The organism is Halomonas sp. TH-94, from assembly GCF_057473365.1.
The window spans coordinates 26,963-43,452 of the sequence record NZ_JBYCKL010000080.1; the positions used below are offsets into that span (position 1 = coordinate 26,963).

At 62.1% G+C, this 16,490-nt stretch carries 15 protein-coding genes and 2 tRNA genes; 8 read left to right on the plus strand and 9 right to left on the minus strand.

The genetic code is table 11. The features are described 5' to 3' along the window. Nucleotides 1-96: 96 nt before the first annotated feature. The gene (locus AC2VNO_RS15010) at nt 97-561 is read left to right on the plus strand and encodes a DUF2231 domain-containing protein (RefSeq protein ID WP_228578842.1); all 465 of its coding nucleotides are present in this window, start codon (nt 97-99) and stop codon (nt 559-561) included. A gap of 54 nt (nt 562-615) precedes the next feature. On the opposite strand, the gene AC2VNO_RS15015 is transcribed toward AC2VNO_RS15010, so the two are convergent. Continuing rightward, the gene (locus tag AC2VNO_RS15015) at nt 616-1,035 is read right to left on the minus strand and encodes a CopD family protein (RefSeq protein WP_486934878.1); all 420 of its coding nucleotides are present in this window, start codon (nt 1,033-1,035) and stop codon (nt 616-618) included. A 360-nt stretch (nt 1,036-1,395) separates the two neighbouring features. On the opposite strand from AC2VNO_RS15015, the gene AC2VNO_RS15020 reads away from it, so the two are divergent. Continuing rightward, entirely contained in the window at nt 1,396-1,710 is a 315-nt protein-coding gene (locus AC2VNO_RS15020) for a high-potential iron-sulfur protein (RefSeq protein ID WP_486934934.1), read from the plus strand. A 39-nt stretch (nt 1,711-1,749) separates the two neighbouring features. On the opposite strand, the gene AC2VNO_RS15025 is transcribed toward AC2VNO_RS15020, so the two are convergent. The 8 genes from AC2VNO_RS15025 to AC2VNO_RS15060 all read right to left on the minus strand — a co-directional run bounded on the left by AC2VNO_RS15025 (nt 1,750) and on the right by AC2VNO_RS15060 (nt 11,025). Next, entirely contained in the window at nt 1,750-3,306 is a 1,557-nt protein-coding gene (locus AC2VNO_RS15025; RefSeq protein ID WP_486934879.1) for a SpoVR family protein, read from the minus strand. A gap of 17 nt (nt 3,307-3,323) precedes the next feature. Beyond that, the gene (locus AC2VNO_RS15030; protein WP_486934880.1) at nt 3,324-4,607 is read right to left on the minus strand and encodes a YeaH/YhbH family protein; all 1,284 of its coding nucleotides are present in this window, start codon (nt 4,605-4,607) and stop codon (nt 3,324-3,326) included. Between the two features lie 23 nt (nt 4,608-4,630). After that, nucleotides 4,631-6,553 (minus strand): PrkA family serine protein kinase, encoded by a 1,923-nt coding sequence (locus AC2VNO_RS15035; protein WP_486934881.1) that lies wholly within the window; start codon nt 6,551-6,553, stop codon nt 4,631-4,633. Nucleotides 6,554-6,969: 416 nt separating this feature from the next. After that, entirely contained in the window at nt 6,970-7,596 is a 627-nt protein-coding gene (locus AC2VNO_RS15040) for a hypothetical protein (RefSeq protein ID WP_486934882.1), read from the minus strand. 147 nt (nt 7,597-7,743) lie between these two features. Then, a complete protein-coding gene (locus tag AC2VNO_RS15045) occupies nt 7,744-9,687 on the minus strand; it encodes an FAD-dependent oxidoreductase (RefSeq protein WP_486934935.1) in 1,944 nt (647 codons plus the stop codon). A 282-nt stretch (nt 9,688-9,969) separates the two neighbouring features. Beyond that, nucleotides 9,970-10,046: transfer RNA gene (locus AC2VNO_RS15050), tRNA-Asp, on the minus strand. Nucleotides 10,047-10,089: 43 nt separating this feature from the next. Next, nucleotides 10,090-10,165: transfer RNA gene (locus tag AC2VNO_RS15055), tRNA-Val, on the minus strand. A 128-nt stretch (nt 10,166-10,293) separates the two neighbouring features. Further along, entirely contained in the window at nt 10,294-11,025 is a 732-nt protein-coding gene (locus AC2VNO_RS15060; RefSeq protein WP_486934883.1) for an alpha/beta family hydrolase, read from the minus strand. Between the two features lie 159 nt (nt 11,026-11,184). Here AC2VNO_RS15060 and ccoN point away from each other — a divergent pair, with 159 nt between their 5' ends. The 6 genes from ccoN to AC2VNO_RS15090 all read left to right on the plus strand — a co-directional run bounded on the left by ccoN (nt 11,185) and on the right by AC2VNO_RS15090 (nt 16,487). Beyond that, the gene (gene ccoN, locus AC2VNO_RS15065; RefSeq protein WP_486934884.1) at nt 11,185-12,609 is read left to right on the plus strand and encodes a cytochrome-c oxidase, cbb3-type subunit I; all 1,425 of its coding nucleotides are present in this window, start codon (nt 11,185-11,187) and stop codon (nt 12,607-12,609) included. Nucleotides 12,610-12,631: 22 nt separating this feature from the next. Then, nucleotides 12,632-13,240: a cytochrome-c oxidase, cbb3-type subunit II gene (gene ccoO, locus AC2VNO_RS15070; protein ID WP_228578834.1), complete on the plus strand. Its 609-nt coding sequence runs from the start codon at nt 12,632-12,634 to the stop codon at nt 13,238-13,240. 2 nt (nt 13,241-13,242) lie between these two features. Next, on the plus strand, nt 13,243-13,482 hold the full coding sequence (locus AC2VNO_RS15075; RefSeq protein ID WP_228578833.1) for a cbb3-type cytochrome c oxidase subunit 3: 240 nt from the start codon (nt 13,243-13,245) through the stop codon (nt 13,480-13,482). Beyond that, nucleotides 13,479-14,408 carry a cytochrome-c oxidase, cbb3-type subunit III gene (gene ccoP / locus AC2VNO_RS15080; protein WP_486934885.1) on the plus strand — a complete coding sequence of 310 codons (930 nt, stop codon included), beginning with the start codon at nt 13,479-13,481 and terminating at the stop codon, nt 14,406-14,408. Before AC2VNO_RS15075 ends, ccoP begins: the two co-directional genes overlap by 4 nt. A 127-nt stretch (nt 14,409-14,535) precedes the next feature. Continuing rightward, complete coding sequence (gene ccoG, locus AC2VNO_RS15085; RefSeq protein ID WP_486934886.1) at nt 14,536-15,975, plus strand: cytochrome c oxidase accessory protein CcoG; 1,440 nt, start codon at nt 14,536-14,538, stop codon at nt 15,973-15,975. A 2-nt stretch (nt 15,976-15,977) separates the two neighbouring features. Then, entirely contained in the window at nt 15,978-16,487 is a 510-nt protein-coding gene (locus AC2VNO_RS15090; protein WP_486934887.1) for a FixH family protein, read from the plus strand. Nucleotides 16,488-16,490: the final 3 nt, after the last annotated feature.

Consider the following 16,490-nt stretch of genomic DNA (forward strand, 5'->3'; position numbering starts at 1 on the left):
CGACCGCCATGCGAGTCGCCGCGAGCGGTTGACCCGCTGGCGGTCAGCGCGTTGAATGCCTAAGAGACATTTGAATGGATCGCAAAGGACGCGAACATGGCTGACCAACCGAGACGCTCGATCAAGAGCCGCGCCGCCATCGCCGGCCACCCCCTCCACCCCACCATGGTGCACTTCCCCATCGCCTGCCTGATGCTGGTGGTGGGAAGCGACGCGCTGTTTCTCTATACCGGCGACACGTTCTGGGCACGCACCAGCCTGTGGCTGGCCGGCATCGGTGCCCTGGGCGGCTGGGTGGCCAGCATTGCCGGGCTGACAGACCTGGTAACGGTCAAGCGGATCCGCGACATGATCGTCGGCTGGTGCCATGCCATCCTGGCGGTGATGATGCTGTCGCTGGCTTCGCTCAACTGGCTGTGGCGCTTCCTGCATCCCACCGATCTGTTGCCCTGGGCAGTGGGCCTCACTCTGATGACGGCCGGACTCATCGTGTTGGCGGGGATTCTCGGCGGTATGCTCGTCTACGACGAGGCGGTCGGCGTCGAAATCGACGACAAGTGACAAAAATCGTACCGGGCGGGCCGAGTGGTGCATGGTGACTCTCCTTGTCATGCCTCAGTCGAATGGCTTGCTGAGCACTAGCACCAGCACGGCCAGCATCAACGAAGCCGCCAGAGCGGCAATCAAGCCGCTTGCTGGCACCAGGAACCGACGCTTGTCCTGTTCCAGCCGTGCTATCAGGGCACCGCACAGCACGTGACACAGCACCATCCCGCTCACCGCCGCCAGCTTGAGCACCAGCCAGCCGCCGACCAGCTGTGCCACGATGAACAGCAAGGTTCCGCTCATGATGGCCAACAGGGCGAATGGGGTGGCAATGTGAGTGAAAACGAAACGCAGCAACGCCGGGGCGGAATACTCGAAGGAGCTAACCGACCGGGTTCGGGCACTTGCCAGCAACATGGCCGGAAGGTAAAGAAGCGTTGCACACCAGCACAACAGCGTGGCGATGTGCAGTATCTTGATCCACGGCATCCCAGCATCCTTGCAGCAGCAGTGTGCTCCCACACTAACGAATCTCCCGCGCCGGTGCCAGAGTCACCGCATCGCGCGAGTCCTGTTCTCGCATCTTTGCGTCGCACTCTTACGTAACGCACCCCAATGCAACCTTCCGACACCGAACCGCAACGCACGGATAAATTCGGCAATTGCGCCTTCGCGCGAAAAGGTGTTTCCTCCGGCTTAACTAGAGAACTCCACCCCCGTTGTCGGGTCTCATGGCTGTCAGATGGCGAAGCAGTCGTGACACCCAGCTTGGCCCAGTACCGGAGTCTTTTCCCCTAATTAGACCGTGTCCGAGCAGGAGACCTTCACATGGCCAAAAAGAGTCGCTCCATGGCCAAACCGAGCCGACGTGACTTCTTGCGCAGTAGCCTGCTGGGCATCGCCGCCCTGCCCTTGGGAGCCGGCATACTCTCACGCCAAGCCTTTGCCGAGACATTGCCCAGACTCGACCCCAACGATGAGCAGGCCCAGGCACTGAACTATGTGGAAGTTGCCGAACAAGCCAGCGATCACCCTGCTTATGAAGAGGGCGAAACCTGCAGCAATTGCATGTTCTTCGAACGCCGCAGCCAAGGCTGTCAGCTGTTTCCCCAGAATAGCGTCGAGCCGGATGGCTGGTGCCAGTCCTGGGTAACCATGGATTGAGCGGGCCGCGTCGGCCCGCCGCGTGAACGTACTTCCGCCCTACTCCCTGACGTCCTCATCGGGCAGCGGCCACTGATAGCGCCTGGCGACCGTGCCATCCTGAGCGATCGATTCCAGGCGCACCGGGAAACCCCACAGTTGGTGCAAGTGCCGAATCACGGGATAGACGCTGCGACCCAGCGGTCGGCGGCTGTCTTGCACGTGATGCAACGTCAGTGAACGGTTACCGCGAATGTCGGCTTCGTATACCTGAATATTGGGCTCGCGCAGCGACAGGGCATACTGGACGGCCAGCGCCTCGCGTACCCGGCGATATCCTCGTTCGTCATGGATTGCGGCGACCTCGAGCATCTCCTCCTGATCGTCGTCGACGATGCTGAACAGCTTGAGGTCGCGAATCACCTTGGGCGAGAGGAACTGCTGGATGAAGGATTCATCCTTGAAATTGCGCATGGCGAAATGCACCGCCTCGAGCCAGTTGCCCCCCGCGGTTTCGGGAAACCATTCACGATCCTCGTCGGTGGGATCTTCGCACATACGCTTGATGTCACTGAACATGGCAAAGCCCAGTGCATAGGGGTTGATGCCGCTGTAGTAGGGGCTATCGAAGCCGGGCTGATTGACCACCGCAGTATGCGACTGCAGGAACTCCAGTATCAGGCCTTCGTCGACCAGCCCATCATCGTAGAGCCGGTTCATCAGGGTGTAGTGCCAGAAGGAGGCCCAGCCCTCGTTCATGACCTGGGTCTGGCGCTGCGGATAGAAGTACTGCGCCAGCTTGCGCACGATACGCACGATCTCCCGCTGCCATGGCGCCAGTAGCGGTGCGTTCTTCTCGATGAAGTAGAGCAGATTCTCCTGAGGTTCGGGCGGGTAGCGTCCTCCCACTCGGAGCCCCAGCGGGTCTTCGTCTCCCCCCAGAATGCCTGGCAAGGCGTCATCCGGCTGGCGAGCCGGTATGGTGCGCCACAGCGTGTTGACCTGGGTCTGAAGATACGCCTCCCGCTCCGCCTGACGCCGCACCTCTTCCTCGGCCGAGATGGGTGAAGGCCGCTTATAGCGATCCACTCCGTAGTTCTGCAGCGCATGACAGGCGTCGAGCAGCTGCTCGACGGCGGTGACGCCATGGCGTTGCTCGCACTCGGCCACGTACTTACGAGCGAACACCAGGTAGTCGATGATGGAACTGGCATCGGTCCAGGCGCGAAACAGATAGTTTCCCTTGAAGAAGGAGTTGTGACCGTAGCAAGCGTGGGCCATGACCAGCACCTGCATCATCAAGGTGTTCTCCTCCATCAGGTAGGCGATGCAGGGGTCGGAGTTGATCACCAGCTCGTAGGCAAGACCCATCTGGCCGCGACGGTAGGCCTGTTCGACCGCCAGGAACTGCTTGCCGAAGGACCAATGATGATAGCCCACCGGCATCCCTACGCTGGCATAAGCATCCATCATCTGTTCGGTGGTGATGATCTCGATCTGGTTGGGGTAGGTATCCAACCGATACTCGTCTGCCAGCCTGGCCAGCTCCTGCTCGAAGGTTTCGAGGATCTCGAAGTTCCAGTCGGAACCGGTAGCTATCGGCTTGCGTCGGGTCATGTTGCCTCCTCGTCACGTCAATGGGCGGCACGGCGCTTGAACAATTCCCGGAACACCGGATAGATGTCGCCGGCCTCGACGATTTGACGCATCGCGAATCGGTCGGGGTATTCGGCGGCCACGCTTTCGTACTCCTCCCACAGCGCCTGGTGGGCGTGGGGGGTAATCTCCACGTAGGTGTAGTACTGAAGGCGCGGCATCAGCGATTTGACCAGCTGCTCGCGACAGTTCACCGAGTCGTCGTCCCAGTTGTCGCCATCCGAAGCCTGGGCCACATAGAGATTCCACTGGGTGGGGGGATAGCGCCGGGTGATGATCTCGTCGACCAGGGTCAGGGCACTGGAGACGATGGTGCCGCCGGTCTCGCGTGAATAGAAGAACTCCTCTTCGTCGACCTCCTTGGCCGCGGTGTGGTGACGCACGAAGACCAGCTCGACCTTCTCGTAGTTGCGCTCCAGAAACAGATAGAGAAGCAGGAAGAAGCGTTTGGCGATGTCCTTGTGGGCCTGGGTCATGGAGCCGGAGACGTCCATCACGCAGAACATCACCGCCTTGCTGGAGGGCTGGGGCTGATTGACCAGATTGTTGTAGCGCAGGTCATAGGTATCGATGAAGGGAACCGCCTCGAGCCGCTTCTCCAGGCGCTCGATCTCCGTCTTGAGCTCACTGATTCGCGACGGATTGCGCAGCACCGGGTCCTTGCGCTCCTCCTCGTCCAGGGCCTGCTGAGCCTCACGCAACGCTCGCCGAATAGGCGCGCGCATGGCAATGCGCCGGGCATACGCCTCACGCATCGAGCGCACGATATTGATTCGCGACGGCACCCCATCGCGAGTGACCCCCGCGCGCACCGGTTTGACTTCATCGAGATCCTTGAGCGCCTTACGCTCCAGGTGCGGCAACTCCAGGCCGTCGAAGACGAAGTCGAGAAACTCCTCACGCGTCAGGCTGAAGGCGAACTCGTCCATGCCCTCACCCTGGTTGGAGGCGCTGCCTTCCCCCCCGCCTCCGCCACTGCCGCCCCCACCGGGGCGGCGCAGGCGATCCCCTTCGACAAACTCCTTGTTGCCCGGACTGACAATGGTGCGCTTGCCTCCCGGACCGTGCTGGAACACCGGCTCGGAGATATCGCGGGCGGGGATGGAAACCTTCTCCCCGCGCTCCATGTCGGTGATCGAGCGACGGTTGACGGCTTCCTCCACCGAACGCTTGATGTGCGTCCGGTAGCGGTCGAGGAAGCGCTGGCGGTTCACGGCGCTCTTGTTCTTGGCGTTGGCGCGTCGATCGATGAAATAGGTCATGCTGACCTCCTGGCTCGCGCCGCTTATTGCGATTTACGCACCCGCAGATACCACTCCGAGAGCAGCCGTACTTGCTTCTCGGTATAACCGCGGTCTTTCATGCGGGCCACGAAATCCTCGTGCTTCTTCTGGTCCGCCGTCGAGGCCTTGGCGTTGAAAGAGATTACCGGCAGCAGCTCTTCGGTGTTGGCGAACATCTTGTGCTCGATCACACCGCGCAGCTTCTCATAGGACTGCCAACTGGGGTTCATGCCGTTGTTCTGGGCACGAGCTCGCAGCACGAAGTTGACCACTTCGTGGCGGAAGTCCTTGGGATTGGAAATGCCTGCGGGCTTCTCGATCTTTTCGAGTTCCTCGTTGAGGGACTGCCGGTTGAACAGCTCGCCGGTTTCGGGATCGCGGTACTCCTGATCCTGGATCCAGAAATCGGCATAGGTCACGTAGCGGTCGAAGATGTTCTGACCATACTCCGAGTAGGACTCGAGATAGGCGGTCTGGATCTCCTTGCCGATGAAGTCGACATAGCGCGGCGCCAGGAACTCCTTGATGTAGCGCAGGTAGCGCTCGAAGGTTTCCTTGGGCAGGTGCTCCTGCTCGAGACGCTGCTCCAGCACGTAGAGCAGATGCACCGGGTTGGCGGCGATTTCGTGATTGTCGAAGTTGAACACCTTCGACAGGATCTTGAAGGCGAAGCGGGTGGAGAGCCCATCCATGCCCTCGTCGACCCCGGCGGCATCGCGATACTCCTGAATCGACTTGGCCTTGGGATCGGTATCCTTGAGGTTCTCGCCGTCGTAGACCCGCATCTTGGAGTAGACGCTGGAGTTTTCCGGCTCCTTGAGCCGCGAGAGCACCGAGAACTGCGCCAGCATGCGCAGGGTATCCGGAGCACAGGGCGCTTCATAAAGCGATGAGTGCTCCAGCAGCTTCTTGTAGATATTGATCTCTTCGGTCACGCGCAGGCAGTACGGCACCTTGACGATGTAGACGCGGTCGAGGAACGCCTCATTGTTGCGGTTGTTGCGAAACGCCTGCCACTCGCTTTCGTTGGAGTGGGCCAGCACGATACCGTCGAAGGGAATCGCCCCCATGCCTTCGGTGGGGTTGTAGTTGCCCTCCTGGGTGGCGGTCAGCAGGGGGTGCAGCACCTTGATCGGTGCCTTGAACATCTCGATGAACTCCATCAGGCCCTGGTTGGCCTTGCACAGTCCGCCGGAGAAGCTGTAAGCGTCCGGATCGTCCTGAGAGTAGAGCTCGAGCTGGCGAATGTCGACCTTGCCCACCAGCGAGGAGATGTCCTGATTGTTCTCGTCTCCCGGCTCGGTCTTGGAGATGGCGATCTGGTTGAGCCGCGACGGATAGAGACGAACCACCTTGAACTGGGAAATGTCGCCGCCGTACTCCTTGAGCCGCTTGGCCGCCCACGGCGACATTACGCTCTTCACGTAGCGGCTGGGTATGCCGTACTCCTTCTCCAGCAGCTCACCGTCCTCTTCGGGTGAGAACAGGCCCAGCGGAGACTCGAACACCGGCGATCCCTTGATGGCATAGAACGGGATGTGCTCCATCAACAGCTTCAGGCGCTCCGCCAACGACGATTTGCCGCCACCCACCGGGCCGAGCAGATAGAGGATCTGCTTGCGCTCCTCCAACCCCTGTGCGGCATGCCGGAAGTAGGCCACGATCTGTTCGATCGCCTCCTCCATGCCGTAGAACTCGGAAAATGCCGGGTAACGGCGGATGACCTTGTTGGAAAAGATTCGGGAGAGCCGCGGATCCTTGGCGGTGTCGATCACCTCGGGCTCACCGATGGCCTTGAGCATCCGCTCAGCAGCGCTGGCGTAGGCCATGGGGTCCTCGCGACACAGCTCCAAGTATTCCTGCAAGGTGAGTTCTTCCTGCTGGACACGAGAGAAGCGGTTCTGCACATGATCGAAGATGCTCATCGAAGCCTCCTGTTTGCCTTATCCCCTGACCATCGAACCGTGATGGCCGCCGCGGGTTACTTACCAGCCTAGTCACTTCAGGGCGCAGTGGCCGTCAAAGAATCAACGCAAGGGAAGGATAATCATGAGAACGCAGGACCCGCCAAGGGTTCGACGCCAGGCATTAAACGGTATCGGAATATGGTGCCGGCGGGTTGACCAAGCAGATTCAGGAGTTGCCAAAACGAACGCAGAGCTCGGCCCGTGGGCATATCGAGCAGGTGGGGGATGGCAAGCTTGCCGCCAGGGGAAAGGGAAAGGGGAGGCTAGAGATTGCAACAGCATAGCCGTCGCGAAGCGCCGTGCAATCAACGCTAGGCGAGAACTGAACTGACGCCTGGTGATACGTCGTCTATCTACCAGGCGCCGGCATTGCCTCAGCGTGCCGCTTCAGTGCGCAGTTCGTTCAGATCCCATGCCTTCAGCAGATCGACGGCGATATCCGCCGAATCGACCCCCTGGCCCTTGACTTGCATCAGGATGCGACTGTCGAGCAGCAGCGTGGCCTCGACGCGACCGCGGTCGGCTTCCCACTTGACGATGGCCGATTCGCGACCCATGCGCACGCGTTCGAGATTGGGTTGCGAGGCCACCATGGCCGGGTTGTTGAACATTGCCGCCATACCCTGAACCATGGGATTGTCGAGCATCAGCGAGGCTTCCAGACGGCCATCGCCGCCCTCTTCCCGGTAGTTTCTTTGCAGCATGGCTCCGCCGCCCATCAGCGCTGCCGCACCGCCGCCGCCGGACTCCACCTCCCCGGCGCTCCAGCCGGCAGGCGCCTCGGGGAAGGTATTGGCAAGGCGCCCCGACATCAACTGGCGAATATCGTTGATGGCGAACTCGAGCTCGGTCAGTGCCGCGCCATATTCTCCTTCCTGATAGAGCTCGAGACCCAGCTCGATCTGCTCGACGACCTCGTCGGCCTGTACGGCGGCGGTGACAGTGAGCGACAGGGCCATGCCCAGCAATGCCGTTCCGACAGGTTTCCTTTTGGCTTGCATCGGTTCTCTCCGGTTGTTGTTCTTCTCATGCGCCAGCGAACCAGACGGGAAACATAGTTCGAAGACGCGCCTCGACCAGTGTAACCCGCTTTTACAAAGCCATCGTCACAGCGCACGCCGGAGGAGCCATGGCGCTGCGGCCACTTGCTACAGCCCCGCTGCCACTCGGGTGCCCTGATCGATGGCCCGCTTGGCGTCGAGTTCGGCAGCTTCGTCAGCGCCACCGATCAGGTGCACTGCCACGCCCGCCTGCTGGAGCGGCTCGAGCAGCTCACGAACCGGGTCCTGACCGGCACAGACCACCACGCTGTCGACTTCGATCAGACGCGGCTCCTCGTTGATGCGAATATGCAAACCGTCATCGTCGATGCCAAGATACTCGCAGCCAGCCAGGGACTCGACACCGCGATGATTCAGCGACATGCGGTGAACCCAACCGGTGGTTTTCCCCAACCCCTTGCCGGGCTTGGAACGCTTGCGCTGCAGTAGAGTGACCTGACGCGGCGTATCGGGCCGTTCGGGGGGGCGTACACCGCCACGCTCCGATACATTCAGGTCCACGCCCCATTCGGCGCACCAGGCGTCGCGGTCGAGCGAAGGGTGACCCACGTGGGTAAGAAGCTCAGCCACGTCGAAACCGATGCCCCCGGCCCCGATGATCGCCACCCGCCGCCCCACGCGCTCGGGATGCCGGATTGCGGTGGGGTAGCTCATTACCTTGGGATGATCGATGCCCGGCAGTTCGAGCCGTCGCGGCCGCACGCCGGTGGCCAGGATGACCGCATCGAAACCGCGCAGCGTCTGAACGTCGGCCTCCGTACCCAGCCTTATCGAGACGCCGTATTTGGCAAGCATGACCTCGAAATAGCGCAGCGTCTCGTCGAACTCCTCCTTGCCGGGGATCTTGCGCGCCAGATTGAACTGCCCCCCCAGCTCGTCGGTACGCTCGAACAGCACCACACGATGGCCGCGACGTGCGGCCGTGAGCGCTGCCGACAGCCCCGCCGGGCCACCGCCTACCACGGCAACGTCGCGCGGCGTCTCGGCTGTCTCGACGACCAGTTCGGTTTCGTGACAGGCCTGCGGATTGACCAGGCAGGAAGTCAGCTTGCCTTGGAAGGTATGATCGAGACAGGCCTGGTTGCAGGCGATACAGGTATTGATCTCCTCGTCGCGCCCCGCGGCCGCCTTGCTCACCCAGGCCGGATCGGCGAGGAAAGGGCGTGCCATGGACACCATGTCGGCATGACCGTCGGCCAGCACCCGCTCGGCCACCGCGGGCATGTTGATGCGATTGGTGGTGATCAACGGTATGGTGAGCTCGGCCTTCATGCGCCGTGTCACCTCGGTGAAGGCCGCCCGCGGCACGCTGGTGACGATGGTGGGCACACGCGCCTCGTGCCAACCGATGCCGGTGTTGATCAGACTGGCCCCGGCCGCCTCGATGGCGCGTCCAAGGGTCACGACCTCTTCCCAGGTGCTCCCCTCCTCCACCAGATCGATCATCGACAGACGGAAGATGATCAGGAAGTCGTCGCCTACCGCCTCGCGAATGCGCGACACGATCTCGACCGCGAAGCGCATACGATTGTCGAACGTCCCGCCCCAGCGGTCATCGCGGTGGTTGGTGCGCAGGCACAGGAACTGATTGATCAGATAGCCTTCCGAGCCCATCACCTCGACGCCGTCGTAGCCGGCCTCGCGGGCCAGGGACGCACAGCGCACGTAGTCATCGATCTGCTGCTGTACCTCGTCATCGCCAAGCTCACGAGGCATGAACGGGTTGATCGGCGCCTGAATCGGCGACGGTGCCACCAATTCGGGCGAATAGGCATAGCGCCCTGCGTGCAAAATCTGTATGCAGATATGCCCTCCCTCGGCGTGCACGGCCTCGACCACACTACGATGGTCGGCCACCTGCTCGGCCCGCTCCAGGGTAGCGGCGCCCTGAAAGACCGCGCCCTCCGGGTTGGGGGCGATACCGCCGGTGACGATCAGCCCGACCCCCTCACGGGCACGCTCGACGTAGAACGCCGCCAAGCGCGCGAAACCATTCGGAGCCTCTTCCAGGTTGGTGTGCATGGAGCCCATCAGCACGCGATTGGGCAGTGTCAGATGGCCCACCTCGAGCGGACGAAATAGATGAGGATAGCGCACGCCGAACTCCTCCTTGGGTCGAGTCACGGTTATTTTCAAACAACTGTATGATAGCTGGCCGGCTGGCGCAAAGGAAAAGCGTAGTCGTGCCAAAGACGATGGGTGTCGACCCTGCGGTCGACATACCACGGATACAGGCCGAATGCGGGCCAGGCGAAGGGGAGTATAGACGATACGAAAAGGCCCCGAGCCGTGGGCTCGGGGCCTGAAATCGAATGGCGGACCGGACGGGACTCGAACCCGCGACCTCCGGCGTGACAGGCCGGCATTCTAACCGACTGAACTACCGGTCCGCTGTTTGCTTCCTACGTGATCACTCGCCATCACTTGGAGTGATGGTGGGTGGTACAGGGTTCGAACCTGTGACCCCCAGCTTGTAAGGCTGGTGCTCTCCCAACTGAGCTAACCACCCCTGGTCACGTGGCGCTGAATTCTACAGAGTTCCTTTGCCTTGTCAATGCCCTGGGCTCGCGAAGTGTCGCACGCCAGGCCCGTAATGGGAGTGATAGCCACCGCAGCCCCCGCCATTCGTGGCATCGCTCACGTCTCTGCCCGATGAGCCTGCATGAACTCGGCAATCACGGCGGCTCCCTCCTCGATCAGATCCAACTGGCTTCGACCCGACGAGCGTCGTGGTTTCCAGTCATGATCGCCGTCCGCCAGCCAATGCACGTGTACCCGTGCGGCCAGCCCGTACCCCGAGACCTCGTCCTGGGTACCGAAGGGGTCTCGACTGCCCTGCACCACCACGGTAGGGCAGTCGATCAGCGGCCAGTGCGACAGTCGCAGCTTCTCGGGCTGGTTGGGGGGGTGGAATGGGTAGCCGCACAGGACCAGTCCCGCCACACGATCGCGAGCCGCCAGCAGGCTGGCCGCACGACCGCCCATGGACTTGCCCCCCAGCCACAAAGTACCCCCTTTCGGGCGTGTCAGAATGTCGCACCACTGGGACAATTCTTCTACCAAGCGGTCGATGCGAGGTGGGGGAATACGCTTCGCTTCCCTCTGCATGCGCTGCATGTAGGCATACTCTATCGCCAGGGTCTGGACGCCCTGGGCGGCAAGCGCCTCGCGCAGGTTACGCATATAACAGGAATGCTGGCCAGCCCCCGCTCCATGGGCGATCAACAGTCGTCCGATGCTGTCGTCACCCCTCACTTCCAGGGGGCCGAAGCCTTCGACGAACCAGTTCCCGGGGGCTAGATCGAGCCCCTGTTCGCCCAGCCGATCAGGCCGTATGGTTACCGCATCTTTTTGCGCAAAGTTCGACACGCGTCAAATTCCTATACCAGTTTCAGCTGTATCCTTGTTTCAGTCTGTCAGGCGGCTGCGCTAGAATCCGCCTGCTTTCTGACCTGCATCACCCAACCGGGAGCGCCGTCGTGGCATCGCCACCGCGAGTTCTCGTTACGCGTTCGATGGGAACCTGACATGAGCACAGCATTAGAGCATCCGACCTACAACTACAAGGTAGTTCGGCAGTTTGCGATCATGACAGTGGTGTGGGGCATCGTGGGCATGCTCCTCGGTGTCATCCTTGCCGCACAACTGGTATGGCCGCAACTCAACCTCGATCTGCCTTGGACCAGCTTCGGCCGCCTGCGCCCGTTGCACACCAACGCCGTCATCTTCGCCTTCGGCGGCTCCGCGCTGATGGCGACGTCGTATTACGTGGTACAGCGCACCTGCCAGGCTCGTCTGTTCTCGGACAAGCTGGCCGCCTTCACTTTCTGGGGTTGGCAGGCAGTGATCGTCTCGGCGGTCATCACGCTGCCGCTGGGCTACACCACCACCAAGGAGTACGCCGAGCTCGAATGGCCGATCAACATCCTGATCGCCGTGGTGTGGGTCAGCTATGCCATCGTCTTCCTGATGACCGTGAAGCAGCGCAGGACTTCACACATCTACGTGGCCAACTGGTTCTTCGCCGCCTTCATCCTCACGGTTGCCGTGCTCCACATCGTCAACAACGCGGCGATTCCGGTCACCCTGATGTACTCGACCTCGATCTATGCCGGCACCATCGATGCCATGGTCCAGTGGTGGTATGGCCACAACGCGGTAGGCTTCTTCCTCACCGCCGGCTTCCTCGGCATGATGTACTACTTCGTGCCCAAGCAGGCCGAACGCCCGATCTACTCCTACCGGCTCTCCATCGTCCACTTCTGGGCGCTGATCATGATCTACATGTGGGCCGGCCCGCACCACCTGCACTACACCGCCCTGCCCGACTGGGCCCAGTCGCTGGGCATGGTGATGTCGATCATCCTGCTGGCCCCCTCCTGGGGCGGCATGATCAACGGCATGATGACCCTCTCCGGCGCCTGGCATAAGCTGCGCACCGACCCGACCCTGCGCTTCCTGGTCGTTGCCCTGGCCTTCTACGGCATGTCCACCTTCGAAGGCCCGATGATGGCGGTGAAGACGGTCAACGCCCTGTCGCACTACACCGACTGGACCATCGGTCACGTTCACGCCGGCGCCCTGGGCTGGGTGGCGATGATCACCATCGGCTCCATGTACCACCTGATTCCGCGCCTGTTCGGTCGCACCGAAATGCACTCCGTCGGCCTGATCGCCGTGCACTTCTGGCTGGCGACCATCGGCACCGTGCTCTACATCGCTGCCATGTGGGTCAACGGCATCCTGCAGGGCCTGATGTGGCGCGCCATCAACCCCGACGGCACCCTGATGTACACCTTCATGGAGTCGGTCGAGGCCAGTGGCCCAGGCTACATCGTGCGCCTCATCGGCGGTCTGTTCTGGGTCGTTGGCATGCTGATCATGGCTTACAACGTCTTCATGACCGTCCAGCGCAGCGATGCCGCTCAACAGCCGCTGCCGCAGACCGCTTGAGCAACCGGGGAAACCGACACCAATGAAACACGAGATAGTCGAAAAGAACGTTGGCCTGCTCGCGGTGCTGATCCTCGTGGTGATCAGCTTCGGCGGCCTGGCCGAGATCGTGCCGCTGTTCTTCCAGAAGCAGACCACAGAGCCGGTCGACGGGCTGCGCCCGCTCTCCGCCCTGGAGCTGGAAGGCCGCGACATCTATCGCCGCGAAGGCTGCGTCGGCTGCCATTCGCAGATGATCCGCCCCTTCCGCGCCGAGACCGAGCGTTACGGTCACTACAGCGTGGCGGGTGAGTTCATCTACGAGCACAACTTCCTGTGGGGCTCCAAGCGTACCGGGCCCGACCTGGCCCGCGTCGGCGGACGCTACAGCGACGACTGGCACCGTGCCCACATGTACAACCCGCGCGATGTGGTGCCCGGCTCGATCATGCCGGCCTATCCATGGCTTTTCGAGCGCACCCTCGACGGCAACGCCACGCCGCGCAAGATGGAGGCGCTGCGCCGCCTGGGCGTGCCCTATACCGACGAGGACATTGCCAACGCCACGCGTGACGTTCGCGGCCAGCAGGAGATCACCGCACTGGTGGCCTATCTCCAGCAGCTGGGCACCGTTCTCGAAGGCACGCGCTGATCATGGATACCGGTACCTTTCGCGGCATCATTACCGGCCTGCTGATCATCGCCTTCCTGGGCATCACCTGGTGGGCCTACTCTCGGCGCCGCAAGCCGGACTTCGAGGAGGCGGCACATCTGCCTTTCGCCGAGGACGACGAGCAAGCCAACCGTGACAGCAGCGCCTCGCAGCAGCGCTCCAAGCACGAGCCTGAAAGCGACGCCGATTCCCGTAAAGACAGGGGAGACAAAGACACATGAGCAACTTCTGGGATGACTCCCTTTCCGGGTTCTGGAGTGCCTGGATCATCGTGATAACGCTGGGCTCCATCGCCTTCGCTTTCTGGATCCTCTACGCCAACCGCAAGACCGACAAGGTGCCGGATGCCGACGGCAACGTGGAAACCACCGGTCATGCCGCCGACGAGATCGAGGAGTACGACAACCCTCTGCCGCGCTGGTGGTTCCAGCTCTATGTGGCGACGGTGGTCTTCGCCTTGGGTTACCTGTTGCTCTACCCCGGGCTCGGTAACTTCACCGGCCTGCTGGGCTGGACCCAGGAGGGTCAGTGGGAGCAGGAGGTGGCACGCGCCGAGGAGCGATTCACGCCGATCTTCGCCCAGTATCAGGAGATTCCGATTCCCGAGCTGGCACGTGACGCGGAGGCCATGCAGGTCGCCGAGCGCATCTACCAGAACAACTGTGCGGTGTGTCACGGCGCCAACGCCCGCGGCGGCTATGGCTTCCCCAACCTGACCAACGACGATTGGCTCTACGGCGGCGAACCCGAGCAGATCATGACCTCGCTGGTGCGCGGGCGTAACGGCCTGATGCCCTCCTTCCAGACGCTTGGTGCCAACAACATCGAGAACGTGACCCAGCACGTGCTGGCACTCTCTGGCCTGGAGCACGATGAAGAGCGCGCCGAGCAGGGTTCAGCGGTCTACGCCTCGGTGTGTGCCGCTTGCCACGGCCCGAGTGGAACCGGCAACACCGCGCTGGGTGCGCCGAACCTGACCAACGACACCTGGCTCTACCAGGCGCCCGGTCAGAGCGTTGCCGATGCTGTGCGTCAGACCCTGCGTAACGGCCGCAACGGCCATATGCCGGCTCAGGAGGCCTACATCGGTGAAGAGCGCGTCCATCTGGTCGCTGCCTACGTTTACAGTCTGCGCTTCCGGGACTGACGTCTCCGCCCGAGCGGGTAGTGCGACCCACGGTCGCACTACCCCGTCTCGCGACGGGCTCTCGATACAATGAAACCACTTCATTGCCTTTCCCATGCGGGCCGTCGTTGCCCGCCGCGAGTCCGACATGAGCGATAAGATTCCCACGCGTGACGTGACCCCGGATCCGGTGGGCCACCATACCCCCCGTGCCCCGGTGCAGCAGGAGATGTACGCCAAGCGGCGGCACATCTACGTGCGTGAGATAAAGGGGCTGTTTCAGCGGGTGCGACGCGTCGCGAACTGGGTACTGATGCTGGCTTTCTTCGGCCTGCCCTGGCTCACCTGGGGCGACCGGCCGCTGATCTGGTTCGACCTGCCGGGGCGCGAATTTCATATCTTCGCCGCCACGTTTTATCCGCAGGAATTCATTCTGCTGTCCTGGCTGTTGATCATCTGCGCCTTTGGCCTGTTCTTCATCACCGTATTTGCCGGCCGTGTCTGGTGCGGCTACACCTGCCCCCAGAGCGTATGGACCTTCCTCTACATCTGGGTGGAGCACCGCCTGGAAGGTTCGCGCAACCGGCGGATCAAGCTCGATCGCGAGCCCATGAACCTCGACAAGGCGTGGCGCAAGACCGCCAAGCACGTCATCTGGCTGGCCATTGCGCTGGCCACCGGCGTGGCCTTCGTCGGCTACTTCACGCCGATCCGCGACCTGGTCGTCGAGCTGCCCACCCTGCAAGCCCACGGCTGGGCCTACTTCTGGGTGGGCTTCTTTCTGGTGTTCACCTACCTCAACGCCGGATGGCTGCGCGAACAGGTGTGCATCTACATGTGCCCTTACGCCCGCTTTCAATCGGTGATGTTCGACAACGACACCCTCATCGTCTCCTACGACGCGAGCCGCGGCGAGCCACGCGGCTCACGCAAGAAGAGCCTGAGCCACGCCGAGGCGCGGGCGGCCGGTCACGGCGATTGCATCGATTGCGACCTCTGCGTCCAGGTCTGCCCCACCGGCATCGACATTCGCAAGGGTCTGCAGTACGAGTGCATCACCTGCGCTGCCTGCATCGATGCCTGCGACAGCGTGATGGATCGCATGAACTACCCGCGCGGCCTGATTCGCTACACCACCGAGAACGCCCTCGAAGGCCAGCGCTCACACATTCTGCGCCCGCGCCTGCTGGGTTACTTTGCCGCCCTCGTGGTTATGATCGGCCTGTTCGTGTGGGCACTGGGAGATCGCATGCCACTCAACGTGGAGGTGGAGCGCGAGCGCGGCCAGCTCTACCAGATGACCCGTGACGGGCGCATCAGCAATGTCTATACCTTGACGGTACGCAACCTCGACGACCGCGACCATACCTACCGCCTCGAGATCAGCGGCCTGTCCGGGCTCGAGCTCGACACCGAGACGCTGCGGGTCCCTGCCGGCGCATCGAGGCTGTTCGCCGTACAGGTCACCGCCGACCCGGAGGTGCTGCACTTGCCCAGCCACCCCATACAGATGACCTTCAGTTCCCTGGACGACGAGCGCATAGTCCTCGAACGCGATACCCGCTTCATCGGTGAAGCACGGAGATAACCATGACGACCCCTTCCCCCTGGTACAAGCAGTTCTGGCCGTGGTTCCTGCTCGGCTTGCTGTTCACCTCGATCTTCGGCAGCTCGACCCTGGCCGTCATGGCGGTGCGGACGGCAGACGGCCTGGTGCAGCAGGACTATTATGAGCATGGTCGCGCCATCAATATGGTGCTGGCCAAACAGCAGCGGGCCGAGGAACTCGATCTGACTGCCGAACTGCGCATCGACCCCATGACCAGCGACATCATCGTTCAGCTCGAAGGAGAGGAACGCCCTGAGCGTCTCTATCTGAAGCTGATCTTCCCCACCGTGGGCGGTCGCGATCAGGATATCGTCCTGGAGCACGTGCGCGACGGGCGCTATCTGGGTCAGGCTCCCGACAACCTACGCTACCGCTGGTACCTGCAGCTGCATCCCAGCGCGGAACAGCCCGAATGGCGTCTGGTCGGTGAAGGCAGCTTCCCCAGCGAAGAAGCCTTCAGCCTAAGCCCGGGGCTACCGACACGTGGCTGATAT

Coding starts and splice junctions, on each gene's coding strand:
- ccoN (WP_486934884.1), top strand. CDS start 11,185: ATGAGCACAGCATTAGAGCATCCGACCTACAACTACAAGGTAGTTCGG.
- AC2VNO_RS15090 (WP_486934887.1), top strand. CDS start 15,978: ATGACGACCCCTTCCCCCTGGTACAAGCAGTTCTGGCCGTGGTTCCTG.
- AC2VNO_RS15035 (WP_486934881.1), bottom strand. CDS start 6,553: ATGAGCATCTTCGATCATGTGCAGAACCGCTTCTCTCGTGTCCAGCAG.
- ccoO (WP_228578834.1), top strand. CDS start 12,632: ATGAAACACGAGATAGTCGAAAAGAACGTTGGCCTGCTCGCGGTGCTG.
- AC2VNO_RS15030 (WP_486934880.1), bottom strand. CDS start 4,607: ATGACCTATTTCATCGATCGACGCGCCAACGCCAAGAACAAGAGCGCC.
- AC2VNO_RS15025 (WP_486934879.1), bottom strand. CDS start 3,306: ATGACCCGACGCAAGCCGATAGCTACCGGTTCCGACTGGAACTTCGAG.
- AC2VNO_RS15045 (WP_486934935.1), bottom strand. CDS start 9,687: ATGGGCTCCATGCACACCAACCTGGAAGAGGCTCCGAATGGTTTCGCG.
- AC2VNO_RS15020 (WP_486934934.1), top strand. CDS start 1,396: ATGGCCAAACCGAGCCGACGTGACTTCTTGCGCAGTAGCCTGCTGGGC.
- AC2VNO_RS15010 (WP_228578842.1), top strand. CDS start 97: ATGGCTGACCAACCGAGACGCTCGATCAAGAGCCGCGCCGCCATCGCC.
- ccoG (WP_486934886.1), top strand. CDS start 14,536: ATGAGCGATAAGATTCCCACGCGTGACGTGACCCCGGATCCGGTGGGC.
- AC2VNO_RS15015 (WP_486934878.1), bottom strand. CDS start 1,035: ATGCCGTGGATCAAGATACTGCACATCGCCACGCTGTTGTGCTGGTGT.
- ccoP (WP_486934885.1), top strand. CDS start 13,479: ATGAGCAACTTCTGGGATGACTCCCTTTCCGGGTTCTGGAGTGCCTGG.
- AC2VNO_RS15075 (WP_228578833.1), top strand. CDS start 13,243: ATGGATACCGGTACCTTTCGCGGCATCATTACCGGCCTGCTGATCATC.
- AC2VNO_RS15040 (WP_486934882.1), bottom strand. CDS start 7,596: ATGCAAGCCAAAAGGAAACCTGTCGGAACGGCATTGCTGGGCATGGCC.